The following is a 26,836-nucleotide window of genomic DNA, read 5'->3' as shown; positions in this document are numbered from 1 at the left end:
CCGCCTCAGACGGCAGAAAGCGCCGCGCCGGTCAGGCGGCGCGCACCTGGCGCAGGAAGTTGGTCACCTCCGTGCGCAGCATTTCCGACTGACGGGACAGCTCGTTGGCCGCCTCGACGAGTTGGCCGCTCGACTGGCCGGTCTCGCTGGCGGCGGAGCTGACGCCGGTGATGTTGGAGGTGACATCATGCATGCCCATGGACACCTGCTCGATGTTGCGGGCGATTTCATGGGTGGCCGCGCCCTGCTGCTCCACCGAGGCGGAGATTGCCGTGGAGACGGCACGGATCTGGCCGATGGTCTCGCCGATGGAATCGATGGCCGTCACGGTTTCCTGGGTCGCGCCCTGGATGCCCTTGATCTGATGGCCGATGTCTTCCGTGGCGCGGGCGGTCTGGCTGGCCAGTTCCTTGACCTCGGCGGCGACGACGGCAAAGCCCTTGCCGGCCTCTCCGGCGCGGGCCGCCTCGATGGTTGCGTTGAGGGCCAGAAGGTTGGTCTGTTCGGCGATGTCGGTGATCAGGGCGATCACCTGGCCGATCTTGTCGGCGGCGGTGGTCAGTTCGCCGACCCGCTGGTTGGTGACTTCGACATTGCGCACCGCCGTTTGCGAAATCTCCTGGGAGTCGCTGACCTGGCGGTTGATCTCGGCGATGGCGCTGGACAGCTCTTCGGCGGCACCGGAGACGGCCTGAACGTTGGTGGAGGCTTCCTCGGCCGCCGAAGCGACGGTGGCGGAGCGGCTTGAGGTTTCCTCTGCCGTCGAGGACAGGGTCTGGGCGGCGGAGAGCATCTCGGTGGCGGCGGAGGCGACGGTGTCGACGATGCCGCCGATGGCCGCCTCGAAGTCCTGGGCCATGCGCTCGCGCATCTCGCGGGCTTCCGCCTCGCTGCGGGCGGCGGCTTCGGCCTGCTGCTCTTCCAGACGCTTCACCTCAAGCGCATTGTCCTTGAACACCTGCACGGCGGAGGCCATGTCGCCGATCTCGTCGCTGCGCTGGGTGTAAGGGATCTCGGTTTCCAGCTTGCCCTCGGCAAGCGAGGCCATCGCCACGTTCATGGCGGCGATCGGCTTGGAGATGGTGCGGGCGAAGAAGAAGCCGATCGAGGCCATCAGCACCACGACGCCAAGACCGAGCATCAGGATCTGGTTGCGCATCTGCACCACCGGCCGCTGCACTTCTTCTTCATCGATCTCGGCCATCAGCGCCCAGGTCAGGCCGTTGAAGGCAAGCGGGATATAGGCCGACAGCACCGGCTCGCCGCGATAGTCGGCGATGTGCTGGGCGCCGGATTGTCCAGCAAGCGCCGCGCGAACCGTTGGTGTGTCGGCCTTGCGCTTGAGAATGGTCGAGGGATCGCCAGCCTTGCGGAAACGGGTTTCCGTGCGCATCAGGAAATCGGAGCCGACAAGGAAGGTCTCGCCGCTTTCGCCAAGTCCGGCGCTCTCCGCCATGATGCCATTGAGACGGTCGATCGGCATCTGGAAGATCAACGCGCCGGCGAAGGCGCCGCGAGCATCAAGCACCGGTGTGGCGATGAAGCTGGCAGGGGCGCCGGCGGAGGGGGCATAGGGCGCAAAATCGGTGAAACCGATGCGGCCGGCGGCCGGATTGGCCTTCACGGTCTGGAAAACCTTGCCGATATCGGCGCCGCTCCACTCGCCGCCCAGAATGTTGGTGGCGTAGTCGTTTTCCTTGAACACCGAATAGACCAGGTCGCCATCGGCATTGATCAGGAAGATGTCATAGTAGCCGCGAGATTCCAGATACTTGCGGAACCAGGGATGATACCGCGCATGGGCCTTGCTGTAGTCGCTGCCGTCGGCGGCGGCATCGAGCTTGTGCTTCTGCCCGGCCGGGTTGGGGTTGCCGGTGATGTAGGCCTTGCGCAGGGCCGCATTCGGCGAGGTTCCGAGCTCTCCATAGGTTCTGTCGAATTCGGCAAGCGCGTCAATCACCGTCTCATTGCTTGCGGTCAGCTTGAGGTCTTCCTCGATACTGCCAAGATAATCCGCAAGCTGTTCCTTGCGTGCGTGCACCAGGGCAACCATCGAATTGGAGGCGGCCTCCGAAAGCTGGGCGCTTGAGGACACATAGGCCGCGATGCCCGTTGCAAGGGAGGTTGCCGCAGCGATTGCGACTATAAGTAGCGGTATTTTTGCCGAAATTCGAAGCGTTGCCATGACCGATGTCGCTTTTTTTGGTTTCGATATCGGCGAGAATCAAGAAAATCTCTTTCTATTCTATTAAGTATACATAAGGTTGCATTCGTGTATACTTCGTTCAATCCTGAGTTATGTCGTGCTTTCCCTTAGTAATTTCTATTTGAATATATCAGGGTAAATATGAATCCCGGATCCGCTCGATGATGTGACGCCAGACTACCGCGACAGCTCCTTCATCGCGTTGTCGAGCCCGTCGAGGGTCAGTGGGAAATGTCGCCCGCCCATCAGGGTCCGGATCATCTCGATGGAATGGGTGAAGGACCAGTGCTGCTCGGGCACGGGATTGAGCCAGACGCTCTTGGCGTAGTGCGAGGTCAGCCGTTCCAGCCAGACCGATCCGGGCTCCTCGTTCCAGTGCTCCACCGAGCCGCCCGCATAGGCGATCTCATAGGGGCTCATCGAGGCGTCGCCGACGAAGATCAGCTTGTAGTCCGGCCCGTAGGTGTGCAGCACATCGAAGGTGGGGATCCGCTCCGAATGGCGTCGGGCGTTGTTCTTCCAGACGAATTCATACGGGCAGTTGTGGAAGTAGAAATACTCCAGAACCTTGAATTCGGTGCGGGCGGCGGAGAAAAGCTCCTCGCAAACCCGGATGTGGTCGTCCATCGAGCCGCCGATGTCGAAGAACAAGAGAACCTTGATGGCATTGCGCCGTTCGGGGCGCATCTTGATGTCGAGTAGCCCCTTGTGGGCGGTGGACTGGATCGTGTGATCGAGATCGAGTTCCTCCGCCGCGCCGCTGCGGGCAAAGCGGCGCAGCCGTTTCAGCGCCACCTTGATGTTGCGGGTGCCCAACTCGACCGTGTCGTCGAGATCCTTGAAGGTGCGTTTGTCCCAGACCTTGACCGCGCGCCGGTGCCGGCTTTCCGCCTGGCCGATGCGCACCCCTTCGGGATTGTAGCCATAGGCGCCGAAGGGCGAGGTGCCGGCGGTGCCGATCCACTTGCTGCCGCCCTGATGCCGACCTTCCTGCTCCTTCAGCCGTTCGCGCAGGGTCTCCATCAGTTTCTCGAAGCCGCCGAGCGCCTCGATCTCGGCCTTCTCTTCCTCGGTGAGGTGCTTTTCGGCGAGCTTGCGCAGCCAGTCCTCGGGCAGCTCGCGCGGCTCGGTCCCGTCGCCGCCGCCGCCCAGCTCCAGCCCGTTGAAGGTGGAGGCGAAGACCCGGTCGAACTTGTCGAGATTGATCTCGTCCTTGACCAGGCAGGTGCGGGCGAGGAAGTAGAAATCCTCTACCTTCTTGTCCGCAAGATCGGCCTTCAACGCTTCCATCAGCGTCAGGTATTCGCGCAAGGAGACAGGAACGCCCGCATCGCGCAGGTTGGTGAGGAAGGTGATGAACATGGCTCTGTTATACGAAGAGCAAGGGCGCTTCGCCAGTCATCTTGCAGCCTGAGGGAGGACAATCAGTCCTTTCGCGGCGGGGCGGCCTTGGCCTCTTCCAGCAGCGCCTGGGCCTCCGGGTCGCCCTTGAACAACTCGCCCATGACATCGGAGACATTGGGACCGCGCGCGGCGATGAAGGGCGCCGGGCGGCAGACCTCGATGGCGGCGATGCCGACCCGGGCGGTCAGAAGTCCATTGATCACACCCTCGCCGAGACGGGCGGAGAGGCGCGCGGCAAGCCCGTGGCCGAGCAGTTGCGACACCAGGCTGTCGCCGGCCGCCATGCCGCCGGTCACCGCCAGATGCGCGGCGACGTGGCGGGCGAGGCGGAGGAAGCCGAAGACCCCGGGCCGGCCACCGTAGAGCGCGGAAATGCGCCGCATGATCCGGAGGTTCTCGACCAGGACGATGGCAAGATCGAGCACGGCGCGCGGCGAGATGGCGGTGACCAGCGAGACCCGCTTGACGCTGTCGTTGACGATCCGCAGGGCCCGGGCGTCGAGCGGCTTCAAGAGATCCCGTTCGGCGAGAATGACCAGATCGCGGCCGTCGATCACCTCGCCGAGATGGTCGGTGAGGGCGCGCCGTCCCCGGGCGGTTTCCGGCCGCTCCCGGTAAAGGGCGATCAACTGGCGCAGGCCCGCGCGCGCCGTCGCGTCGTCGTCGTCCTCCGCCGCCGCCGTCAGGCTGGTGCGGATCTCGTCGATCTTCTTCAGCCGCAAAAGGCCGGTGACCTCGCGCAGGATCAGGCCGAGCAGGGCCATTGCCGCCAGGCCCGCCAGCGCCACCGCCAGCCAGCCGAGCCAGTCCGTGCGGGCGAACAGGTCGCGGATCAGCGCGTCGATCGACAGGCCGATGGCCAGCGAGGCCAGCCCGCCCAGGCCGATGGTCAGCCAGCGTCCCCAGGAAACGCCCCGGGGGCTGCGCTCCGGTGTCGCCGCGGCCTGACGCGGGGCGGTGGCGCCGGTGGGAACGACACGGGTCTCGCCCCGTGTCAGGGCCTCATGCGCATCGCTGTCGAGGCGCACGCGGGCGTCATCGAGACGAAAGGCGGCGGGTTTGCGTTCGCGGTCCGGGCGGCGGCGGTGTGCCGCGCCGTCCGGCGGATGGTCCGGGCCGGTCATGCCAGATGGTCTCCGATCAGGAATTGCAGCGCCCGGTCAAGGCGGATGTGCGGCAGCGAGAGGGTTGCCCCCTCGGCGGTGGTCTGCAGGGCGGGGGGGCGAAAGCGGACGAAGCGGACCGGCGGGTTGCGCGCCTCGCTGCCGGCGAACACCTCTTCGGGATCGTCCGGCAGGTCGCCGGGGAAGAGGGCGATTTCGGTGTTGCCGTCATAGGTGTCGCCATTGACCCGTTCGCCGGGCAGGGGTGTGCCGAGGATGGCGGGCATGGTTTCCCCGTCGTGGGTGACGCTGGCCTCACGGGTGGCGCGGATGGCGGCAAGGGCCAGCGCATCGACATCGGCACCGGAGTATTCCGCCCGCTCGATGGCGCGGGCGACGGTGCGTTTCAGGATGGCTTCGAGCCGGTCATGGTCGGCCCGGTGCAGGTGATCGGCCTTGGTGGCGGCGAACAGGATCCGGTCGATCCGCCGGGTGAAGATGGAGAACAGACGGGAGACCCGCCCGGGCCGGAAGGCGGCAAGGATTTCCGCCAGCGCCGCTTCCAGGTCGCGCAGGGCCGCCGGGCCGGCATTGAGGGCGTTCAGTGCGTCGACCAGCACGATCTGCCGGTCGAGCCGGGCGAAGTGATCGCGGAAGAACGGGCGCACGATGTGTTTCTTGTAGGCCTCAAAGCGCCGCTCCATCATCGCCGCCAGGGAGCCGGGGCGCGGCGATCCCTCCAGCGTCGCCGGATCGAGCGGGGCGAAGGTGAGGGCGGGCGAGCCTTCCAGATCGCCCGGCATCAGGAAACGGCCGGGCGGCAGCATCGACAGCGCCCGCTCATCGGCGCGGCAGGCGCCCAGATAGTCGGTGTAGCGGCTGGCCAGAAGCCGGGCGGTCGGCTCGGCAGCCTCCGCTCTGGCATCGGCGGCGGCGAGGGCGGCAAGAAAGGGCGCGGCGACGTCCGCCCGGGCCGGGTCGCGGGCGCGGGCCAGAGCTTCCTCGCAGAAGCTGCGGAAGTCCTTTTCCAGAAGCGGCAGGTCGAGCAGCCACTCGCCCGGATAGTCGACGATATCGAGATGCAGCCGGCCCCGGCCGAGGGTGCGCGACAGGAGGCTTGCCGATTCAAACTCGATGGTCAGCCGCAGTTCGGAGATTCGCCGGGTGGATTGCGGCCAGAGCCGTTCGTTCAGCAGGGTCTCCACATGCGCCTCGACATCGAAGCGCGGCACGTCGTCATCGGGCTGCGGCTCCAGCGCGGCCCGGGCGATCCGCCCCTCGGCGGAGGCGTCAAACATGGGCAGGCGGCCGCCATTCACCAGATTGTGTATGAGGGCGGTGATGAACACGGTCTTGCCGGCGCGCGACAGGCCGGTGACGCCGAGCCGCACCGTTGGTACCGCCAGGTCACCGACCGTCTCCGTCAGGTTGTCGAGGGAATAGCGGAGCTCATCGCCCAGCCGTGAGAGGAAGTTGCGTTGTGCCACGTGTTTTTTCTCCGACCGGCCATGTGGGGAGTATGGGCGCCGGCCGCAACCGCCCCTGACCATGTCCAGGGCGTGTCTACTCCGGTTCGGACGAGCCGCCCCCGCCGTTGCCGCCGTCGTTGGCGGCCAGGGGCGGGGGGCCGAGAGGTGTGGCGGCCAGGGGCGGCAGGGCGCCGCCGGGCAACTGGCGCGGCAGGCAATAGGCAACCACCCGGCCGCTGCCACGCTCGGCATCGGACCAGCGGTTGATGGCGAAATCCACCACCGCGAGGGCAGCGGTGGGAAACTTGGTGGCGATGCTCTCGCGCAAGGCGGGGTTGCCCTCGCCGATCAACTCCAGCGCCGTGTCCTGCATCGCCGGGTTGTGGCCGATCACGAGGACGGTGCGGGCGCCGCCGCCGAGGGCGCGGATGCTGTCGACGTAGTCCAGCTCTCCATCCTCATAAAGGTCGCGGGTGACGCGGATCTCCATGTTGCCGGACAGGTGGGGCAGAATCAGCCCGAGGGTTTCGCGGGTGCGGCGGGCGCTGGAACACAGCACCTTGTCGGGCACCAGCCCATGCCGGGCCATATGCGCGCCCATCTGCGGGGCGGCCCGCTGTCCGCGTATGTTCAGCGGCCGGTCGAAATCGATCTGGGCGGCATCGCTCCAGTCGGACTTGGCGTGTCTCAACAGCAGAAGGCGCAGCATGGCACGGATATCCCGGAACGGTTGTCTTCGGAGCCGGGCCCAGCATAGGCGATAAGATCGCGCCCGGTCGATGGTTTCCGTGTTCGGGGGCGAGGGGAAGCGACCGGTTCAGGTCGCCTCCTCGTCGTTGCGGTATTCGAGCAGGTCGCCCGGCTGGCACTCCAGAACCTGACAGATGCGTTCCAGGGTTTCGAAGCGCACGCCCTTGACCTTGCCGGATTTCAGCAGGGAGACGTTCTGCTCGGTGATGCCGATGCGTTCGGCCAGTTCACGCGAGCGCATCTTTCGGCGCGCCAGCATGACGTCGAGATTGATGATGATCGGCATGACCCGCTCCTCTTACACGAAGCGGCTGTTTTCGTCCGCTACCGAAGCGGCTTCCTCCAGCGTCCAGCCGAGAACGATCAACAGCATTCCGGCGATCAGCGTGGTGAGATCGCTGCTGCCGATACCGATGGCGAGCTCCCGCTCGCCCGGCGGGTTGGGCAGGGAGAGAACAACGCTGGCCGCTGCGCGAAGCACGATCTCCAGCGGGGCGAGGATGGCGATGATGAGGCCGATGTGCCGCAAGATCCTGCCGCTCGCCGGGACCAGCACGGCGCCCTTGGAAAAGCCGAGGAACAGCTTGTGGAGCAGCATCAGCACCGCCACCGCGAGGATGACGGGAATGCTGGCGATGGCGAGCGTGGCGATCCGTGTCGCCGGGGTGAGGACAGCGGAACCGGAGGCGTCAACGGAACTGCGCAGCCAGTCGTCAAGTCCGCTTGGTTCGAACGCAGCAACGGCCATGAGCGTTGCCGGCACAAGCAGCGCCCCGGCCAGTGTGACCCAGGCCATGGCGCGGCTGACACGGCGGATGCGCTGAAGCCGGGAGTTGGTAGCCTCGGTGGCTGGTGGGTTGAACGTCATTCAATCAATCCTTCATAAGGGAGCTTATGAAATTATTGTTTCACGATAAAAAATAGCCGTCAATTGCGAAATCGTTTTTTGCCCTGTCCGAGGAGGAGGCTGCGGGCGGCGCAAGAGGGGAGGGCAGCGCAAACGGACGCTGAGGGAGCGGCTTCAGCGCTCTCTTGGCGTCGGGGTCAGCGGATGTGGTGTCGGAGTGTCGCCGAAACAGCGCCGCCTAGCGGGCCGAATGGGCCAGTTGCCGGGTGAAATCGGCCACGAGCGGCCCGACCAGATCGCCCTGGTCGGGAAGGGAGTAGGCCATCCACAGGGTGTAGTCGGTGCGTCGTCCGGTCAGGCGCCACAGGGTCTCGCAGCGGGTCCGCTCACCGGTGGTTCCGGTGTTGAAGGAAAGGCCGGCGGCCGCCGCTCCGGTGGCGGCCAGGCGCTTGAAACCGGCGGCGCTGTATCGGCGGTCGAAGGCGCGCGCGGTGGCCGCGCTGGAGCCGGGCAGGTGGCTGCGCACCACGACGCTGATGCCGTTGGTCGCCAGATAGACGCAGCCGGCGATCCGGTCCGCGGCGCTGGTCAGCACCCGCACCCGGCTCAGCATGCCGATCCGGTCCGGGCAGGTCAGCCCGGCGAAATGGCGCATGCCGCCGATCACCGTGTGCCAACCGGAATCGGAGCCGCGCTCGTCAGCTTGTGCCGCCGCCGCAGGGGCGAGCTGCACGGTCAGCGCCAGCAGCAGCGGCAAGGTCGCTCGGGAGCGCCAGCGGCGCACGCCCGCTAGCCCCGGCCGCGCCTGTTGATGAAGGCGAGGCGCTCGAACAGATGCACATCCTGCTCGTTCTTGAGGAGCGCGCCATGCAGCGGCGGGATCAGCTTGCTGGCGTCGCGCTCGCGCAAGGTGGCCGGGTCCACGTCCTCGTTCAGCAAGAGCTTGATCCAGTCGAGCAGCTCTGAGGTGGAGGGCTTCTTCTTCAGCCCGGGCATGTCGCGGACATCGTAGAAGATCTTCAGCGCCTCGCGCAGCAACTCGCCCTTCAGGCCGGGGAAATGCACCTCGACGATGTCGGTCATCGTCTCCGTGTCCGGGAAGGTGATGTAGTGGAAGAAGCAGCGGCGCAGGAAAGCGTCCGGCAATTCCTTCTCGTTGTTGGAGGTGATGATCACCACCGGCCGCTGGCGGGCGCTGACCGTCTCGCCGGTCTCGTAGACGTGGAACTCCATCCGGTCGAGCTCCTGCAACAGATCGTTGGGGAACTCGATGTCGGCCTTGTCGATCTCGTCGATCAAGAGCACCGGGCGTTGCTCGCTGGCGAAGGCCTCCCACAGCTTGCCCTTGCGGATGTAGTTGGCGATGTCGTGCACCCGGTCGTCGCCGAGCTGGCTGTCGCGCAGGCGCGAGACCGCGTCATACTCGTAAAGTCCCTGCTGTGCCTTGGTGGTGGACTTGACGTGCCATTCCAGCAGCGGAGTGTTGAGGGCGTCGGCGATTTCCTGGGCCAGGACGGTCTTGCCGGTCCCCGGTTCGCCTTTCACAAGCAGCGGGCGCTCCAGTGTGATCGCCGCATTGACGGCGATCCGCAGATCCTCGGTCGCCACATAGCCCGCAGTCCCTTCAAAGCGCATGGAAGCCTCGCATCAAGATGATCTTGCGCCGCACAGTATGGGGCGCGGCAAGGCTGCGCAAGATCCCGAAAGGGAGGGGTGGGCTCGGCAAATCTTGCCGGCCTGTGTCGGTCAAAGCTGCCGGTTGCCGGGCTTGGTGCCGCGCCTTGTGCCGGGCCGCCTCAGGAATTTCAAGGGGTTGGGTGCGATTTCTGGTCTGGCACGGGCCTTGCGTCAGTCTGGTCAAGACCGGCGTCTCCCCGCGCCGCAAGCCATTCGTTCCGTTCTGGAGGATCCCATGGGTGTTTTTGGTGCATTGAATGCGGCCGTCTCCGGCCTGTCTGCACAGGCCTACGCGCTTGAGAATATCTCGGGCAACATCGCCAACGCGTCGACCGTTGGCTACAAGCGGCTCGATACCTCCTTCTCCGATCTGGTTGGCGGCGGGCGCGGTGCGCAGCCCGGCCAGCTCGCCGGTACGGTGTCGGCCAGTTCGCGCGCGACCAACGGCATTCAGGGCGATCTCCAGCAAAGCCAGGTCAATACCTACATGGGGATCAACGGCAGCGGTTATTTCGTTGTGCAGGGCAAGGCGGGCGAGGTCGATGGCCGGTCGATCTTCTCCGGCGACGATCTTTACACGCGCCGTGGCGATTTCGATCTCGACAAGGAAGGTCGCCTGGTCAACGGTGCCGGCTACTACCTGATGGGCCAGCCGATCGATCCGGTGACGAAGAATGTGTCCGGCAGCGTGCCGTCGATCATCACCGTCGATACCTCGGTGATCCCGGCGGTGCTGACCGACCGGATTCAGTACGAAGGCAACCTGCCGACCACGCCGCAGACCAGCGCCAAGCTGGCCGGTGGCGACGATCTTCTGGATTCGGCACTGACCAAGGCCTCCACCGGCGCGGTGCCGGACGGGGCGGCGGCCGGCCATACGGTCGGCGTGGATGCGATCTCCGCCGATGACGAGGTGGCGTTCCTGAATTCGTCCATCGCCGGTGAGGCAATCACGGTCTACAACTCCAGCGGCACGCCGGTGAACGTGCAGATGCGCTGGGCCAAGACCTTTGAGGACGACGGCTCCCAGCCGGACACCTGGTCGCTCTACTACCTGTCCGATTCCGATGCCACCGGCGCGAACCCGAAATGGACCAAGGTGTCGGACGCACAGTTCGATTCCAGCGCGGCCAATGGCGGCAAGATGACCGTGCCGGCCAACGACCAGATGGCGATCACCGGGCTTACCGTCGATGGTGAGACGGTGGGCGATGTGTCGCTCGATTTCGGGACCAATGCCCTGACCCAGTTCTCCGACAGCAATGGTCGGGCCAAGATCTCCAAGCTGACCCAGAACGGCTACCCTTCCGGCGATCTGACGGGCGTCTCGGTCTCCGAGGCCGGACGCCTTGTCGCGTCCTATTCGAACGGCCGGACCCGGGAGCTCTATGACATCTCGCTGGTGTCTTTCTCCGGTGAGGCGTGGCTGGAGCGGGTTGATGGCGGTGCCTATGAGGTGACCCCGGAATCCGGCGAGCCGATCGCCGGAGCGCAGGGGCGGATCGTTGGCAAGCGGCTCGAAGCCTCCAACACCGATATCGCCGACGAATTTTCCAAGCTGATCGTGACCCAGCAGGCCTATTCGGCCAACACCCGGATCGTCAACACGGGTGACCAGATGCTGAAGGAAGCGATCAACATGATCCGATAGCGGCCCTGGTGGGGTGCCGGTCGGGATCCGCCGGCCGGCGCCCTGCCATGACAGCCGCATTCGGATGAACGCTGGACGAGGCCATGGGACTTAGCAGTGCTCTGAACACCGCGTTGATCGGGTTGGGCTTCAATCAGCGCCAGCTCGAGGTCGCGGCCACCAATATCGCCAATTCCGACACGGTCGGCTACACGCGGAAGTCCATTTCCGCCTCGGCGAGCTATGATGGAAACGGCCGGGTCACCGGGGTCGATACCGACAGCATGCGCCGTCATCTGGACCTGGCGGTTCAGGGGCAGTATCGCACCTCGCTGGCGGAATACACCTTTGCCGGCGTCTCCCAGCAATACACCGGCCGGCTGGACACGCTGTTTGGCAGTATCAACGACGCTGGGTCCCTGCCAAACACGGTGAACAGCTTCATCGGTTCGGTGTCCAATCTGGTCTCGGGGCCGGAAAACTACTCCAACCGCCTTGAGGTGGTCCGCACGGCGCAGGCGCTGGTGGGCAAGATCACCGGCATGTCCGATCAGATCCAGGGCATGCGGCAGGAGGTCGAGTATCAGATCGCCGAGCAGGTCGATCGGGTCAACGAATTGCTGACCGACATCCAGGCGCTGGACCGGCAGGTGGTGCTGCACACCCAGGATGGCGACATGCCGGTCGGGCTGCAGGATGAGCGCGACAAGCTGCTGGAGGAGCTCTCCGGCTACATGGACATTGAGGTCAAGCCGACCGAGCAGGGCGGTATCCGCATTCACACCTCCGGCGGTACGCCGCTCTACGACGTGAATGTGCAGAAACTGACCTTCGATGCACGTGGCAATGTGGGGGCGACCTCGGTCTATGACGTCGACCCGGCCAAGCGCGGCGTCGGCACCATCGCGCTTGAAAACTCCGAAGGCAGCCGCATCGACCTGCTGTCGACCAAGACCCTGCGCTCAGGTTCGCTGGCGGCGCTGGTCAACATGCGCGACGAGGTGCTGGCCGATGCCCAGACCCAGCTCGACGAGCTGGCCGCCTCCATGTCGCGGGCATTTTCCACTCATACCGAGCCGGGAACCGCCTATCCGGCGACCGGGACGCAGACCGGCTACGAGATGGATCTGGCCAATCTGCAGCCCGGCGACAGCCTGACTTTCGACTACAAGGACATGGCCACCGGCCGGACCAAGTCGGTGACGATCTATCGCAGCGATGGGCCGGAACCGCCGGCGTTGACGGACACCAACGATCCGGACGACATCTACCTCGCGGTGGATTTCTCCAGCGGCAACCATGCAACCATTGCCGCGGGCATTCAGTCGGCGCTGGACGCGGATCCGCGTGTCGGTGCCGGCGTGTTCGCCGCCGCCAATCCGGGCGGCTCGGTGCTTCGGCTGGAAAGCACGGCGCCGGGGGCGGTGCGGATCGAGAACGCCAGCACCCGGGAGACGGTGACCAGCTCTTCCGCCCATGGCGACGCTTTCGCGCTGTTCGTCGACGATGGCGGTGAGGTCTTTACCGGCATGGCCGACGGGCGGCCGAATGTCGCCGGTTTCGCCTCGCGTCTCACCGTCAACAGCGAATTGATCAACGATCCATCCCTGCTGGTGGAATATGCGCCGGGTATTCCCAATGGCGATGCCACCCGGCCGGAGGCGATCCTCGACAAGCTGACCAAGGCGAAGACCGCGTTTTCGCCGGAGAGCAAGACCGGCGGCCGGACGGCGATCTTCGAAGGCTCGATCAATGACTTCGTGACGGCGATCGTCTCGCACCAGAGCGGGCGGGCGGCCCAGGCCAAGGCGACGGCGATGGGCCAGGAGGTGGTCACCGCCAATCTGAAGGGCCGGCTGGACGAAAGCGCCAAGGTCGATGTCGACAAGGAGTTGGCGCAACTGGTGCAACTGCAGAACGCCTATGCGGCCAATGCCCGGGTGATGCAGGTGGTTCGCGACCTCTATGACATCCTGATGCGGAGCTAGTGACGACGATGGCGATCAATCCCTATGGCGGCTATGGCCTGCCGCGCCAGGTGTCCTATCTGACCAACCTGCGCACGCAGATGGAGGACCTGGGGCGGCAGCTCGGAACCAACCTGAAATCCGACACCTATGGCGGGCTCGGCTCGGAGCGGGTGCTGGACCTGTCGCTGAAGCAGCAGCTCTCCGAGCTGGGGGTCTACAAGCAGACCATCCAGATCGCCAATCTGCGGCTCGACACGCTGGACAAGACCAGCGAACGGCTGGAGGCCATTCGCAGCGAGGGCAAGCAGGCGGCGGATCGCAACAATTTCGAGCTGTTCGGCAATGGCCGGACCTCGTCCCAGTCGGCGGCCGAGATTTCGCTGCGCGAGTTCATGGCGCATCTCAACACCGATGTCGGGGGGCGCTACCTGTTCTCCGGCAAGAGCGCGGATACGCTGCCGGTGCAGAGCCTCGATTACATTCTGGCAGGCGACGGCAATTATGCCGGCCTGAAGACGGTGATCGACGAGTACAATCAGGCCGATCTGGGTCCGCTCGACAATGGCCGGATGACCACATCGCGCACCGGATCCCAGGTGACGCTGGCCGAGGACGGGACCCATCCCTTCGGCTTCAAGATCGACAGCATTGCCTCCGGCGCCAGCAATGTCACGGTCAGCCAGACCGCCGGGCCGCCCGCATCGCTGGATGTCGATTTCACCGGACAGCCGGAGCCGGGGCAGGCGATCCGGGTGTTCCTGACCCTGCCCGATGGCAGCCAGAGCGAGTTGACGCTTGGCGTGGCCGGAGGAGAGGACGATCCGGATATCACCTTCCAGCGCGGCGCGACGCCCGATGACACGGCGCAGTTCTTCAAGGACGCGCTCGACACGGCCCTGAGCGTGGCCGCGGGCTCGGAGTTGAAGGCGGCCTCCAGCATTCGCGCGGGCGAAGCCTTCTTCGACACGGCGCCGAAATCACCGGTGCCGCCGGGCTATCAGCCGATGGCCCGGGTGGTGCCGAGCGCCGGGCCGCCGGTGGATTTCTCGACCGCGACCAGCTTGCGGGACGGCACCGGGGATACGGTCAGCTGGTACACCGGCGACAACTCTACCGGCGATCCGCGCAAGGATTCCTATGCCCGGGTGGATGAAAACCTCTCGGTCAACTACGGCGCCCGTGCCAATGAGGACGGCTACCGGACGGTGGTGCAGTCGCTGGCGGTGCTGGTGGCGGCGGATTTTTCCGCCGGCCAGCCGCAGAACGACAAGTTCTATCAGGAGATGGCGCAGCGGGTGAACGACGGGCTGACACCGCCGGGGGCGGAAGCTTCGGGCATTCGCCAGAACCACATGGAATTCGCCTCGGTGCAGCGGACGGTCAAGGATACGGAAGGCCGCCACCGGGTGGCCGAAGGCACGGCCAAGGCGATGATCGACGGCATCGAGGGCATCAACAAGGAAGAGGTGTCGATGCAGCTCCTCACGCTGCGCAACACCCTTGAGATCAGCTATCAGGCGACCAGCATCACCTTGAACATGTCCCTGTCGAAGTACCTGTAAGGGCAGCGTTCGGCGCCGCTCGCCTTGCGGCTCACGCGGTACGCCGCGTTGATCCTGCCTGGCCCCGTCCAAGCGGGGCGTCAGCGCCTGCGGCGATGCCGCGAGAATGCCGTAATCGGGCGCGCTGCGCCGGAGGGCGTCACGAGTTCAGCCAGATATCGGGAACGCGCGTTGGCACTGAAGCGAATGCGCTGCAGCGGGGCTGGCGACCTTTGTCGCCCGCAGGCCGGGCGCTGCTTTGCGCGCCGGGCAATGGATACTGGGTGGCCGTGTCGGGCGAGACCAAAGGGCACGGGGCGCGGCGTCAGCCGCCGCGCAGACCCTGGGCGATGTTGCGATTGATGGAGATCAGTGTCGTCAGCCGTTCCGGCTTCGGATCGGTCATCACATCCAGCGTGTGCTTCAGGACGAAGGCGCCGAGCGAGCCAAGGTTCTGCTTCACCTCATGCGGCAGCGGATTGTCCTGGCTGGTGACCGAGGTGGCGAGAATGGTCCACAGACGGCGGTTGTAGGACAGCGCCTCATCGAGCGTGATCGGCCCACCGGTGTCCCAGTCATCCTTGACTGCCTGAAGACGGGCCGCCGCCTTCAGAAGAAGTGTCGCTTCCAGCTCCCTCGGATTGACCGTCGATTGGGTTGTCTGCTGGTATGCTGCGGTGGCCAGATTGTACATTCTCGATCAGTTCCCGTTCACATTCAACCAGGTCGCGTGCCCGTTTCAAGGCACCGTAGAGCGATCCGGTTAAGATCTCATTGTTGATGGCGTCAACGAGTTTGATGGTACTTGGAGCTGCCCGAATAAAGTCGTCTATCAACTCGAAGTAGATTTCCCTGTGGCTCTCGATATCCTGGTTGAGGTACATCAGCTGAACAGCCAGATAGATCCGCTTCGCCGGCGTGTTGGCCGTTTCCGCCGTGTAGATGTCTTTCTCACGCAGCAGCGGTTCCTTGCCCTCGATGAAGATATGGGTGCGGTGATCTCCATTGGTGATGACCGTGGAGCCGACGATGAATCGTTCGCGGGGGCGGAGTTCAATCTTGAGAGCCATAGAGTGACGGTCGCATAGGCGTAGACGTCAATCAAGAATAAACTGAATCTCAACTAGGTTTTTTGTGCGCGTCTTGCGCTGTGGGAAATAATTACCTGGTAACTATACTTTAGGCGGGCGGGTTCGCGTCCAATGCGAACAGGGCGGCGAATGGCTCGCCGCCCCGAGGTTCTGGAGCCATCGTGGTCCAGGTGCTTATTAGAAGAGCCGCAGCACCGCCTGGTCGGCCTGGGAGGCCATGGACAGCGCCGTGGTCGAGAGCTGCTGGCGGGTCTGCAGCGCCAGGAGGTTGGCGCCTTCCTCGTTGGTGTCGGCCAGCACCAGGTTGTCCGCACCCGTCTGCAGGGTGTTGATCGAGGCCTTGGTGTAGTCCTTGCGGATCTGCACCATCGACAGGCTGGAGCCGAATTTCGAGCCGGCCTCACGCAGGGTGATCAGGGCATTGGCCAACTCGTCGAGCGCGGCGTTGGCTTCCGAGTCGTTGAGGCTGGTGGTCCGGGTGATGTTGAGCCCGGAGGAGGTCAGGTCCTCACCGGTCAGCTTCAGTTCCGACTTGGTGGCCGCGTCGCGCTTTTCGTTGAAGGCGACGGTCAGCTTCGATGAGGAGCTGTCGATCAGGTTGATGCCATTGAAGCTGGCATCGCCCGCGAGCTTGTCGATCTGGCCGAGAATGTCGTTGAACTGGGTGACCAGCTTCTGACGGGTGGAGGAGTTCGACGCCGGGTTGGCCTGGGTGGTGATCGACAGCACGTCGGCCGCACCGGCGGTGGCACCGTCGGTGAAGGTGACGGCGGTCTCACCGGCATCCACGTAGTCGCCATCGGCGGGCGAGGACAGGTCGACGTTGGTGTTGCTGCCAAAGCCCAGCGAGGCGGCCAGCGAGGTGGCCTGGGTCGTTGCCGTGGAGGCGTCGCCGCCGGTGTCGGTGATCGACAGGTTGACGGTCTGGGCGTCCGAGCCGGTCAGCTTGAGCTTGCCCGCATCGGTGACTTCGGCGGTGACGATGCCCGAGGCGTTGATGACATCCAGCGCATCGGCGACGGTGGTCACCGGACCGGATCCATCGGCCTTCTGGGTGGTGCCGATGATGATGTCGAAATTCGAGACCGTGCCGGTGTTGGTGTCGGTGGTCTGCACCTGGATGGTATCGCCTGCGGCGAAGCCGAGGTTGGCGAAGGTCTGACGCTTGGCCTGATCCTGGATCGATTCACCGGCGATGGGCGCAAGGCCATTGGTGGAGATCGAGGAGGAGCTTTCCACCACGGTGCCCGAACCGGCGCCGCCGTCCTGCAGGGCCTGACGGGCGGTCGACTGGGCGCTTTCCACCAGCTTGGTGATGGCGGTGATGCCGTTGTCGGCAGCCTCGATCGTCTTGATGGCGTTGCTGATGCCGTCAAGCAGGGCGTCGAGGTCGTTGGCGCGGGCCGAGAGGGCCTGGGCGGTAAAGAAGTTGGTCGGGTTGTCCAGCGCCGAGTTGACCTTCTTGCCGGTGGCAAGACGGTTCTGGGTGGTGGCCATCATGTCCGCGGTGTTCTGCAGCGTCAGCAGGTTCTGACGGACACCGGCGGAAAGGGTGATATCGGACATTCGGAAAATCCTTTCGGGCCGTCCAGGATCGGCGTGGGGCTCTCGTCCTGAGATTTTTCGCAGCTTCTTACGCGATTTACTAACAAGACGTTAACAAGGCGCGGAAGCCCTCCCAAAATGCGTCAGAGAGCAAGGATTTCTTCACCATAATTGCAAAAACGACAAAAAAGGCGGCGGGAAGACCCGCCGCCTCTGCGTCTTGATTCGGGGAAAGTTCGCTTCCCTTAGAAGAGCCGCAGCACCGCCTGGTCGGCCTGGGAGGCCATGGACAGCGCCGTGGTCGAGAGCTGCTGGCGGGTCTGCAGCGCCAGGAGGTTGGCGCCTTCCTCGTTGGTATCGGCCAGCACCAGGTTGTCCGCACCCGTCTGAAGGGTGTTGATCGAGGCCTTGGTGTAGTCCTTGCGGATCTGCACCGTGGAGAGGCTGGAACCGAACTTCGATCCGGCCTCGCGCAGGGTGATCAGGGCGTTGGCCAACTCGTCGAGCGCGGCGTTGGCTTCCGTGTCGTTGAGGCTGGTGGCCTTGGTGATGTTGAGCCCCGAGGAGGTCAGGTCCTCACCACCGATCTTCAACTCCGACTTGGTGGCCGCGTCGCGCTTTTCGTTGAAGGCAACGGTGAGCTTGGACGACGAGGTGTTGATCAGGTTGATGCCGTTGAAGCTGGAATCCTCGGCGAGCTTGTCGATCTGGCCGAGAATGTCGTTGAACTGGGTGACCAGCTTCTGACGGGTGGAGGAGTTCGACGCCGGGTTGGCCTGTGTCGTGATCGACAGGACGTCGGCAGCGCCGGCGGTGGCGCCGTCGGTGAAGGTGACGGCGGTTTCACCGGCATCCACATAGTCGCCATCGGCGGGCGAAGACAGGTCGATGTTGGTGTTGGTGCCGAAGCCGAGGCTGGCGGCCAGCGAGGTGGCCTGGGTCGTCGCCGTGGAGGCGTCGCCGCCGGTGTCGGTGATCGACAGGTTGACGGTCTGGGCGTCCGAGCCGGTCAGCTTGAGCTTGCCCGCATCGGTGACTTCGGCGGTGACGGTGCCCGAGGCGTTGATGACATCCAGCACGTCGGCCACGGTCGAAACCGGACCGGAGCCGTCAACCTTCTGGGTGGTGCCGACATTGATGCTGATGCTGGAGACCTGACCCGTTTCGGTGTCGGTGGTCTGCACCTCGATGGTGTCGCCAGCGGCGAAGCCGAGGTTCGACAGGGTCTGACGCTTGGCCTGATCCTGGATCGATTCACCGGCGATCGGCGCAAGGCCATTGGTGGAGATCGAGGAGGAGCTTTCCACCACGGTGCCGGAGCCGGCACTGCCGTCCTGCAGGGCCTGCCGCGCCGTCGACTGGGCGCTTTCCGCCAGTTTGGTGATGGCGGTGATGCCGTTGTCGGCAGCCTCGATCGTCTTGATGGCATTGCCGATGCCGTCAAGCAGGTTGTTGAGGTCGTTGGCGCGGGCCGACAGGGCCTGGGAGGTGAAGAAGTTGGTCGGGTTGTCGAGGGCCGAGTTGACCTTCTTGCCGGTGGCAAGACGGTTCTGGGTCATGCCCATCATGTCTGCGGTGCTCTGCAGCGTCAGCAGGTTCTGGCGCACACCGGCGGAAAGGGTGATATCGGACATTCGGAAATCCTTTCTGGCTGTCCAAAATTCATGGCAAGCCTCGTCCTGAGGCTTGCGGCCAGACTAGGAGCGGAAAGACTAAGTTAAGGTTAATGCGGTCTTGTCCGGGCAGGGATTTTGGCGCCTCTGTAAGGGGTTGGCTAACCATGACGAGCCGGGCACAAAAAAGGGCGGCGGGATTGTCCCGCCGCCCCTGAAGGCTTGTCCTGGCTCCGAAGGATCAGAGCAGGCGCAGCACTGCCTGATCGGCCTGCGAGGACAGCGACAGGGCCGTCGTCGACAGGGACTGGCGGGTCTGCAGCGCCAAGAGGTTGGCGCCTTCCTCGTTGGTGTCGGCCAGCACCAGGTTGTCCGCACCCGTCTGAAGGGTGTTGATCAGGTCCTTGGTGAAGTCCTGACGGATCGTAACCGTGTTCAGGTTCGAACCGAAGGTCGAGGACGCCTCGCGCAGGGTTCCGAGCGCGGCGCTGAGGTCGTCGAGCGTCGCATTCGCCTCAGCGTCGCTGAGGCTGGTCACCTGGGAGATGCCCAGACCGGACGAGGTCAGGTCCTTGCCGCTGACCGTCAATTCGGACTTCGAGGCCGCATCGCGCTTTTCGTTGAAGGCAACGGTGAGCTTCGACGACGAAGAGTCGATCAGGTTGGTGCCGTTGAACGAGGAATCGGCGGCCAGCTTGTCGATCTGACCCATGATATCGTTGAACTGTGACACCAGCTTCTGGCGCGAGGTGGAGTTCGCCGCCGGGTTGGCCTGGGCGGTGATCGACAGGCTGTCGGCTGCACCGGCGGTGGCACCATCGGTGAAGGTGACGGCGGTTTCGCCGGCATCCACATAGTCGCCATCGGCCGGATCGGACAGGTCGACGCTGGAGTTGGTGCCGAAGCCGAGGCTGGCGGCCAGCGAGGTGGCCTGGGTCGTCGCCGTGGAGGCGTCGCCGCCGGTGTCGGTGACGGTCAGGTTCAGCGTGTCCGTGTCGCTGCCGGAGAGCTTCAGCTTGCCGGCATCGGTGACTTCCGCAGAGGCAACACCCGACGCGTTGATCACGTCGACTGCGTCCTGGACGGTGGCCACGGCACCCGAGCCGTCGGCCTTCTGCGTGGTGCCGACGGTGATCGAGATCGTTGAAACCGATCCGGTCGTGGTGTCGGTGGCCTGCAGCTCGATGGTGTCGCCGGCGGCGAACCCGAGGTTCGACAGGGTCTGGCGCTTGGCCTGATCCTGGATCGATTCACCGGCGGCCGGGGTCAGGCCGTTGGTGGAGATCGAGGACGAGGATTCGATCACCGTGCCGGAGCCGGCACCGCCGTCCTGCAGCGCCTGACGCGCCGTGGACTGGGCACTTTCCACCAGTTTGGTAATGCCCTTGATGCCGTTGTCGGCAGCTTCCAGCGTCTTGGTGGCGTTGGAAATGCCGTCCAGCAGGTTGGACAGCTCGTTGGCGCGGGAGTTCAGGTTCTGCGAGGTGAAGAAGTTCGTCGGATTGTCCAGCGCCGAGGTCACCTTCTTGCCGGTGGCAAGGCGGTTCTGGGTCGCTGACATCATGTCGGCGGTCTTCTGGAGAGAGAGCAGATTCTGGCGAACGCCAGCGGAAAGAGTCACATCGCTCATTGGTCGTACCTTTCTGGTGCGTTTACGCAACGTATTCTCGTTGCAGTTCCAATGTAGCGCCGTGTGGGGAGAGCATGTGTAAACACATATAGTTAACGTACGTTATGGTTAATTTGACGTTGGCGAGTGAAAGACTCCGGTACCTCTACGGTTGCTGTGAAAGCGCGGGTGACCAAAAAGATCTCGCCGAATCAGGTCAAACGGGGATATTGATGCCGCGCGGTGACCGGCAGGGGGACGATCGTCCGCCGGCGCAAGACCAGCGAAACCCGCGAACGCGCCAGGCCAACCGCCCTAAGGCCGCGTTCGCCGCGAGCCCGAAAAGATCGCGAGATGAGTCTCTTCACCTTTGATACCTGTACGGTCGTCGCCGAGATCGGCATCAACCACAATGGCAGCATCGATCTGGCGCTTGAGATGATCCGGGCGGCCCATCGGACCGGTTGCGACGCGGTCAAGTTTCAGAAGCGCACCGTCGATGTGGTCTATTCCGCAGAGGAACTTGCCCGTCCGCGTGTCTCCCCGCTCGGCGAAACCAATGGCGACTTGAAGCGGGGGCTGGAGTTCGGCCGCACCGAATATGAGCGGATCGCCGCCCTGTGCGCTGAACTTGGCATCGTCTGGTACGCCTCGCCCTGGGACGAGGCGTCGGTGGATTTCCTGGTCGCGCTCGACGTTCCTTATCTGAAGATCGCTTCCGCCTCGGTCACCGACAGGGGGCTGTTGGTGCATGCGGCCCGCAGCGGGGTGCCGCTGCTCATCTCCACCGGCATGTGCGATTTGAAGATCGTCGAGGCCGCGGTGGAGACGATCGAGGCGGCCGGCGGTGAGATCGCCTGTCTCTATCACTGCACCTCGACCTATCCGGCGCTGCCGGAGGAGATCAATCTCGCCGGCATTTCCACCTTGCGCGAGCGGTTCCCGCATCTGAAGATCGGCTATTCGGGGCACGAGGAAGGCATCCTGCCCAGCATCCTGTCGATTGCCTTCGGCGCGGTGTCGGTGGAGCGTCACTTCACCCGCGACCGGGCCATGTGGGGCTCCGACCAGGCCGCCTCCATCGACGGTGCCCAGATGAAGGAGATGATCGAGGGGATCCGTCTTGCCGAGAAACTGCGCGGCAACGGGGTGATCGACATTTACGGCCGCGAGCGTCCGATCATGGAAAAGCTGCGCCGGAAGGACACGCTGGCGTCATCGTGACAGCCGCCCTCACGCCCCGCAGGGCACCGCTGAAGGCCCTGCATCTTGCCTCCTTCGTCGGCAATCTTGGTGACAATGCCATGCACGACGGCGAATACCGGACCCGTGCCGCCGATCTGCCGTTCGCACTCGACCATCGCCCGTGCGAGGTGCGCCAGTTCATTCACTGGCGGGAGCGGGCCTTCGATGCGGCGTTCATCGCCGAGGCGAACCGTGCCGATCTCGTGGTCATCGGCGGTTTCAGCCTGTTCCAGCTCTGGCGCGAGACAACGGTGTCTGGAACCTATCTGGAGGCGACGCCGGATCTGTTTGCCGCCATCCGACGGCCGATCCTGTTTCACGGGCTCGGCTGCGACGCCACGCGCGGTGTCAGCCCGCTGGCGGTGGAGCGCAGCCGCTCCTTCCTCGATGCGCTTCTGGCGATGGATCACTGCCACTTTTCCTTACGCAACGACGGGTCGGCGGATCTGATCCGCGATCATCTCGGCGCGGCCTATGCGGATGCGATGGCCATCGTTCCCGACGGCGGGCTGTTCGCCGAGCCGGGGGGCGGGCGTCTCCCGGGCCTTGCCAAGGGCAGCCGCTTCATCGCTGTCAATCTTGCCGGTGATATGCCGGACAAGCGCTATGCCGGCGCAGGCGGTGAAGATCTGACAAAGGCCTTCGCCGCCGATATCGCCAAGGGGCTCAATGAGCTGCTTGCCGCCGATGAAACGCTGGCTTGCGTGTTCGTGCCGCATATCTACTCCGATTTCGGCCCCATCGGCGCGGTGCTCGACGCGCTGGACGACCGGTTGCGGCGCGAGCGGGTGGTAGTCGCCGGACTGGCGCAAGGCGAGCATGGATGGGCGCCGACCTTCGATCTCTATCGCCGGGCCGAGGCAGTGGTGGCGATGCGCTATCACGCCTGTCTCGCCTCGATGGGCTTCGGCACGCCGGTTTTCGGCATCGCCACCCATCACAAGATCGCCGGTCAGTTCGCCGCCTATGATCTGGCGGCACGCTGCCATGAATGGCGCGAGGGGGCAGACCTTTCGCCGCTGTTCGCCGAGCTTGCGCGCGATCTTGCCGACCCGGCACCGGTGCGGCAGCGGTTCGGTGACATCCGCGCCAGTGAACGGGCGGTGCTGAAGCGCTATCACGCGGATCTGGCCGGCTGGCTCGCCGGCCAAGTGGAGGGGCTGTCGTGACGTCGATCATCGACCGCTGTCTGGCGCTCTACGGGGCGCGGGATTATTTCGTGCGCTATCCGGCCCGTCCGGCGGCGGAGGAATATTGGGACGGCAAGGCCGATCCGGATGGGCGGGTGCGTGACCTTGCCTCCGAACGCGATCAGCGCAAGGCGGATCTGGCCTATATCGCCGAGGCGGTCAATGCGCGCCCTTCCGGGCGGGTGGTCGATGTCGGCTGCGGCCTTGGCGAGTTGCTGGAGCAGATCGACGACCGGCATGAGCGGATCGGCATCGACCCGTCCGAAAAGGCGGTGGAGGTGGCGGCGGCCGAAAGCGGCGCGCGAACCTTGCGCGGGGAGCTGACGGGGGAGACGTTCCCGGCCGGCAGTTGCGATGCGATCCTGGCTCATCACGTGATCGAGCATATGGATGCGCCGGTCGATTTCGTGCGCAGCGCCGCAACAGCGCTCAAGCCGGGCGGGTTGTTCGTGGTCGGCACGCCGAATTTCGCCAGCGCCGCCGCCCGCCTGTTCGGCGATCGCTACCGCTTGCTCCATGATCCGACCCATGTCAGCCTGTTCACTGACGAGTCCCTGATGCGCCTGATGCGCGACAGCGGGTTCCGTATCCTCTCCGTGGAGTATCCGTTCTTCGGCACGCGGTTCGCGACCGCAGAGGCCTGGGAGCGCATGCAGCGGCCGGAGGAGGGGGTGTCACCAGCCTTCTGGGGGTCATTCGTGACGGTATTTGCGGAAAAAGAGCAATGATTTGTGATGCGATCGTGCTGGCGCGCGGTGGGTCGAAAGGCATTCCGGGCAAGAACATCGTGCCGGTGTTCGGCAAGCCGCTGATCGCCTGGACCATCGAGGCGGCGCGAGAGGCCGGCTTCGTGCGCGATGTGATCGTCTCCACCGACAGCGAGGAGATCGCCGGGGTGGCGCGGGCCCACGGCGCGCGCGTGCCGATGTTGCGCCCGGCGGAGTTCGCCACCGACACTTCGCCGGCGGAAGCTTCCTTGCGCCATGCGCTCAATGAGATGTGCGGGCCGGACAAGCCGGAGGCGGTGCTGTTTCCGCAAGTCACCTCGCCGGTGCGGCGCCGGGAGACGCTGGCCGGTGCGTTTCGCCATTTTTGCGAAGACGGGCTCGACTCGCTGTTCTCCGCCCGGCTGATCCGCAACTACATCTGGCGCAACCTGCCCGAGCCGCAGCCGCTTTACGACCCACACAACCGGCTGATGCGCCAACAGATTCCGGCCGAAGACCGGTATTATCGCGAGACCGGCAATTTCTACCTGTTCCGACGGGAAAGCTTCGAGCGCACGGGCTGCCGGCTGACCGGGCGGACCGGCTTCTTCGAGACAAGCGACGAGGAAGTGGTGGAGATCGACGAGCCGGACGATATCGCCGTCGCCGAACTGATGCTGGAACGGCTGGCGCGCAATCTTGAGGTTCATCCTATCCAGATGTGATGTGACGGGGGCGAGCGCGGGTCAGGCCCGTGTCGCCAGCCAGTTGCGCAGGTCCGCTTCTAGTCGGGGCACCGCCGCAGCGGCGGGCTGCTCCGGATCGAGGCGCAGATAGCGGGTCGACGGCGCCCAGGGCGGGGCCTCCTGACCGAGCAGGATGGTGCCGGTCACCGGGCCGAAACGCCAGGTCAGCACGCCAAGCGCGCCGGACATGTCGGCCACCGAGGTGTTGGCCGAAATCACCAGATCCATGCAGGCGGTGAGGGCTGCGGCGGTTTCCAGATCGTCGAACAGGTCGAGATCGTCCCAGCGGTGCAGGGTGATCGACGCCTTTTCCTGAAGGGCGGCGATTTCCGCGCTGCGGTCGGTGTAGTCGAGCAGCACGAATTCGGCATCGGGGATGGACAGGAGCGGCAAGAGGTCGGCAAGCGCCAGATAGGAGCGCGCGCGCTGGCCGGTCCGGTTACCACTGGTCCAGGACAGGCCAATGAGGGGCCGTGTGCCATCGAGCGGCGCACGCTTGCGCAACTCCGCGACGCGCACCGGATCGGCGGTGAGGGTGGCGGGGCGCTCGGGAAAGGAGGCGATGTCGGGGCGCAGCTGCGCCGGCAGCGCACCGAAGGCACACTGGCAGTCGAAATCCTCGCTGCTGAACAGGGCATTGGCGCCCTCGTGCCGGCGCTGGCGCACCTCGATTTGCGGGAAGTTGCGGGCGAGCAGCGGCACGACCTTTGGATGACACTCGACGATCAGGCGGTCCGCGCGCTCTGCCAGTTCCTCGAACATGGAGGCGGAGCGCAGCACATCGCCGATGCCCTGGTCGTCCCAGATCATCAGCGTCTTGCCGGTTAGCGCCTCGCCCCGCCATGTTGGCCGGGTGAAGCGCCGGGTGATCAGGCCCTTGAGCCTGGCTTCCACACGCCGTTCGGCGAGCGTCCAGCCGCGGGCCAGGTCCCCTTGGGACAGCAGCGCCAGGCCAAGGGTCATGGCCGCGTCATGGCGCTGCGGATCGAGCGCGAGCGCCTGTTCCAGCTCCGCCGCGGCCTCGGCGAACCGGCCGAGATGGTAGAGCGCCTTGCCGCGCAACAGCCGGGCGTCCACGCTGGTAAGCCCCAGCCGGATCGCCTCGTCCGTCTCGGCGAGCGCGGCGCGGTAGGCGCCGCAGCCCCAATGGGCATTGGCCAGGCTGAGATGGTAGCCGGCATCCCGCCCGACGGCGAAACGGTCGGCGGTGATGCGCAGCACCTCCAGCGCCTCGGGCGCGCGGTCGAGCTGGTTCAGCGCATCGGCGAGGGAGAGAATTGCCAGTCGGTGGGTCGGCTCGGCGGAAAGGACGAAGCGCAGGATCCGTTCGGCCTCTTCATGCTTGCCCGCAAGGATCAGGGTCTGGCCGAATTCGACCAGGATCTCCGTGTTTTCCGGCGCGGCGCGGGCGGCGGCGTCATAGGCGGCAAGGGCCTCGGCGAAACGGCCGGTCTTGCGCAGCAGGCCAGCGCGGCGATGCAACAGGTCCGGCGTGGGCGAGGGAAGCTCGGCAAGCGCGGTCTCGGTTGCCGCGAGCTGTGCGCCGTCGTCGCCGAGCCGGTCGAGCCCGTCGAGAAGATTGACCCGGTAGCGCTCTTCCAGCGGGGCGAGCCGGACTGCCCGCTCGAACAGGGGAAGCGCCCGCTTGGCAAACCCCTGTTCCAGAAAGCACAGGCCAAGAAGGTTCGCTGCCTCGGCGTTGTCGGGCTCCTGCTTCAGGATCTTTTCATAGATCGGACGAGCGCGCGCCGGCTTGCCGTCGCGCTGAAGCACCAGTGCCTTGCGCATCTGGGTGAGGGTCGTCTGGGAAAGTGCCGGCATCCAAGGGTCCGCGCTGGAGAAAACAGGCGCGCACTATAGCCGATTCGGCCCGCTGGGGGCGGCGCGACGGCGCTCGGGGCACATCTAAAGGCTGCGGTTGAGGCCGAGCCCGGTCATGTCCTTGTGCGTGGTCTCGGCGAAGGCGCGGCGCAACCGCAGCAGGGACTCATCCGGGATCTGACGAAGGATCTCGCCGGTTTCCGTGTCGATGGCGCGGAACACCAGGGAATCGGTGATCTCGTCCCGGTATTCTTCCCGCTTCACCGGCCCTTGCGGAGAGGACGCGGTTTCCCGGTCATTCTCCGCCGAGGGGCGCAGGGCCTCGCTCGCGCGGCTGGGGGTAACCGCCTGCTCGGGCGGAATATCGGTGGCGACCGAAGGGGTATTGACCGGTTCGACGCTGCGCATCGCCGGTGTGATGACCGAGTAGCCCGGTGTCCTGACTGCTCCAGGTTCCATCCCGTTACTCCTGCGCCTGTGGCGGCGAAAGATTAATTCTCGCGTCGCTCCAGAGGTTTTTCCGCAAACCTTGCGGAAATAGGCCTCGGTTATCAATTCTCGAAATGACTGTCTTCGACGGCATGTGGAATGCTGATCTTGCCATCGAGGAAAATATTTTTACAAGATAATTCTGAATACTGCGTTAACGAAATCGTCAGAGTTTGAACCGTG

General features: G+C 64.8%; 23 protein-coding genes. 7 read left to right on the top strand and 16 right to left on the bottom strand.

The window, feature by feature from the left end; all coding sequences use genetic code 11:
* Positions 1–31 precede the first annotated feature (31 nt).
* The 9 genes from LC062_RS10930 to LC062_RS10890 form a co-directional block, all read right to left on the bottom strand.
* Positions 32–2,185 (bottom strand): methyl-accepting chemotaxis protein, encoded by a 2,154-nt coding sequence (locus tag LC062_RS10930; RefSeq protein WP_224911070.1) that lies wholly within the window; start codon positions 2,183–2,185, stop codon positions 32–34.
* Positions 2,186–2,383: 198 nt separating this feature from the next.
* A complete protein-coding gene (locus LC062_RS10925) occupies positions 2,384–3,568 on the bottom strand; it encodes a vWA domain-containing protein (protein ID WP_224911069.1) in 1,185 nt (394 codons plus the stop codon).
* Positions 3,569–3,630: 62 nt separating this feature from the next.
* Positions 3,631–4,734: a YcjF family protein gene (locus LC062_RS10920; RefSeq protein ID WP_224911068.1), complete on the bottom strand. Its 1,104-nt coding sequence runs from the start codon at positions 4,732–4,734 to the stop codon at positions 3,631–3,633.
* Positions 4,731–6,200, bottom strand: coding sequence for a YcjX family GTP-binding protein (locus tag LC062_RS10915; RefSeq protein WP_404829707.1), 1,470 nt, complete (start codon positions 6,198–6,200; stop codon positions 4,731–4,733). Before LC062_RS10915 ends, LC062_RS10920 begins: the two co-directional genes overlap by 4 nt.
* A 76-nt stretch (positions 6,201–6,276) precedes the next feature.
* The gene (locus tag LC062_RS10910; RefSeq protein ID WP_224911067.1) at positions 6,277–6,891 is read right to left on the bottom strand and encodes a SixA phosphatase family protein; all 615 of its coding nucleotides are present in this window, start codon (positions 6,889–6,891) and stop codon (positions 6,277–6,279) included.
* 108 nt (positions 6,892–6,999) lie between these two features.
* The gene (locus LC062_RS10905) at positions 7,000–7,218 is read right to left on the bottom strand and encodes a helix-turn-helix domain-containing protein (RefSeq protein WP_224911066.1); all 219 of its coding nucleotides are present in this window, start codon (positions 7,216–7,218) and stop codon (positions 7,000–7,002) included.
* Positions 7,219–7,230: 12 nt separating this feature from the next.
* Positions 7,231–7,800, bottom strand: a complete 570-nt coding sequence (locus LC062_RS10900) for a DUF2975 domain-containing protein (RefSeq protein WP_224911065.1) — start codon at positions 7,798–7,800, stop codon at positions 7,231–7,233.
* A gap of 217 nt (positions 7,801–8,017) precedes the next feature.
* Positions 8,018–8,563 (bottom strand): hypothetical protein, encoded by a 546-nt coding sequence (locus LC062_RS10895; protein ID WP_224911064.1) that lies wholly within the window; start codon positions 8,561–8,563, stop codon positions 8,018–8,020.
* Between the two features lie 5 nt (positions 8,564–8,568).
* Positions 8,569–9,414 (bottom strand): AAA family ATPase, encoded by an 846-nt coding sequence (locus LC062_RS10890; RefSeq protein WP_224911063.1) that lies wholly within the window; start codon positions 9,412–9,414, stop codon positions 8,569–8,571.
* A gap of 277 nt (positions 9,415–9,691) precedes the next feature.
* Between LC062_RS10890 and LC062_RS10885 the strand changes: the two genes are divergently transcribed.
* The 3 genes from LC062_RS10885 (at position 9,692) to LC062_RS10875 (ending at position 14,618) form a co-directional block, all read left to right on the top strand.
* Positions 9,692–11,107 carry a flagellar hook protein FlgE gene (locus LC062_RS10885; protein WP_224911062.1) on the top strand — a complete coding sequence of 472 codons (1,416 nt, stop codon included), beginning with the start codon at positions 9,692–9,694 and terminating at the stop codon, positions 11,105–11,107.
* Positions 11,108–11,190: 83 nt separating this feature from the next.
* Complete coding sequence (gene flgK, locus LC062_RS10880; RefSeq protein ID WP_224911061.1) at positions 11,191–13,074, top strand: flagellar hook-associated protein FlgK; 1,884 nt, start codon at positions 11,191–11,193, stop codon at positions 13,072–13,074.
* Positions 13,075–13,082: 8 nt separating this feature from the next.
* Complete coding sequence (locus tag LC062_RS10875) at positions 13,083–14,618, top strand: flagellar protein (RefSeq protein ID WP_224911060.1); 1,536 nt, start codon at positions 13,083–13,085, stop codon at positions 14,616–14,618.
* Positions 14,619–14,922: 304 nt separating this feature from the next.
* Here the strand turns inward: LC062_RS10875 and flaF are convergent, their stop codons facing one another.
* The 5 genes from flaF to LC062_RS10850 form a co-directional block, all read right to left on the bottom strand.
* Positions 14,923–15,291, bottom strand: a complete 369-nt coding sequence (gene flaF, locus LC062_RS10870) for a flagellar biosynthesis regulator FlaF (RefSeq protein WP_224911059.1) — start codon at positions 15,289–15,291, stop codon at positions 14,923–14,925.
* The gene (flbT, locus tag LC062_RS10865) at positions 15,173–15,667 is read right to left on the bottom strand and encodes a flagellar biosynthesis repressor FlbT (RefSeq protein WP_224911058.1); all 495 of its coding nucleotides are present in this window, start codon (positions 15,665–15,667) and stop codon (positions 15,173–15,175) included. Before flbT ends, flaF begins: the two co-directional genes overlap by 119 nt.
* A 198-nt stretch (positions 15,668–15,865) precedes the next feature.
* Positions 15,866–17,254, bottom strand: coding sequence for a flagellin N-terminal helical domain-containing protein (locus LC062_RS10860; RefSeq protein WP_224911057.1), 1,389 nt, complete (start codon positions 17,252–17,254; stop codon positions 15,866–15,868).
* A gap of 224 nt (positions 17,255–17,478) precedes the next feature.
* Complete coding sequence (locus LC062_RS10855) at positions 17,479–18,867, bottom strand: flagellin N-terminal helical domain-containing protein (RefSeq protein WP_224911056.1); 1,389 nt, start codon at positions 18,865–18,867, stop codon at positions 17,479–17,481.
* A gap of 220 nt (positions 18,868–19,087) precedes the next feature.
* Positions 19,088–20,476, bottom strand: a complete 1,389-nt coding sequence (locus LC062_RS10850; protein ID WP_224911055.1) for a flagellin N-terminal helical domain-containing protein — start codon at positions 20,474–20,476, stop codon at positions 19,088–19,090.
* A 333-nt stretch (positions 20,477–20,809) separates the two neighbouring features.
* Here LC062_RS10850 and LC062_RS10845 point away from each other — a divergent pair, with 333 nt between their 5' ends.
* The 4 genes from LC062_RS10845 to LC062_RS10830 are packed head-to-tail and all read left to right on the top strand — an operon-like array spanning position 20,810 to position 24,322.
* Positions 20,810–21,679, top strand: a complete 870-nt coding sequence (locus LC062_RS10845) for an N-acetylneuraminate synthase family protein (protein WP_224911054.1) — start codon at positions 20,810–20,812, stop codon at positions 21,677–21,679.
* Complete coding sequence (locus tag LC062_RS10840; RefSeq protein ID WP_224911053.1) at positions 21,676–22,869, top strand: polysaccharide pyruvyl transferase family protein; 1,194 nt, start codon at positions 21,676–21,678, stop codon at positions 22,867–22,869. Before LC062_RS10845 ends, LC062_RS10840 begins: the two co-directional genes overlap by 4 nt.
* The gene (locus LC062_RS10835) at positions 22,866–23,618 is read left to right on the top strand and encodes a class I SAM-dependent methyltransferase (protein ID WP_224911052.1); all 753 of its coding nucleotides are present in this window, start codon (positions 22,866–22,868) and stop codon (positions 23,616–23,618) included. The genes LC062_RS10840 and LC062_RS10835 overlap by 4 nt, the downstream gene beginning before the upstream one ends.
* The gene (locus LC062_RS10830; RefSeq protein WP_224911051.1) at positions 23,615–24,322 is read left to right on the top strand and encodes an acylneuraminate cytidylyltransferase family protein; all 708 of its coding nucleotides are present in this window, start codon (positions 23,615–23,617) and stop codon (positions 24,320–24,322) included. The genes LC062_RS10835 and LC062_RS10830 overlap by 4 nt, the downstream gene beginning before the upstream one ends.
* 21 nt (positions 24,323–24,343) lie before the next feature.
* Here the strand turns inward: LC062_RS10830 and LC062_RS10825 are convergent, their stop codons facing one another.
* Together LC062_RS10825 and LC062_RS10820 are read right to left on the bottom strand one after the other, a co-directional pair.
* On the bottom strand, positions 24,344–26,164 hold the full coding sequence (locus tag LC062_RS10825) for a tetratricopeptide repeat protein (RefSeq protein WP_224911050.1): 1,821 nt from the start codon (positions 26,162–26,164) through the stop codon (positions 24,344–24,346).
* An 84-nt stretch (positions 26,165–26,248) separates the two neighbouring features.
* Entirely contained in the window at positions 26,249–26,623 is a 375-nt protein-coding gene (locus tag LC062_RS10820) for a flagellar protein FlaG (RefSeq protein WP_224911049.1), read from the bottom strand.
* Between the last annotated feature and the right edge of the window lie 213 nt (positions 26,624–26,836).

It is taken from the genome of Stappia indica (genome assembly GCF_020177335.1).
Lineage (GTDB): Bacteria > Pseudomonadota > Alphaproteobacteria > Rhizobiales > Stappiaceae > Stappia > Stappia indica_B.
The sequence above is the reverse complement of the archived record's forward strand: the minus strand, read 5'-3'. Positions and strand labels throughout refer to the sequence as shown.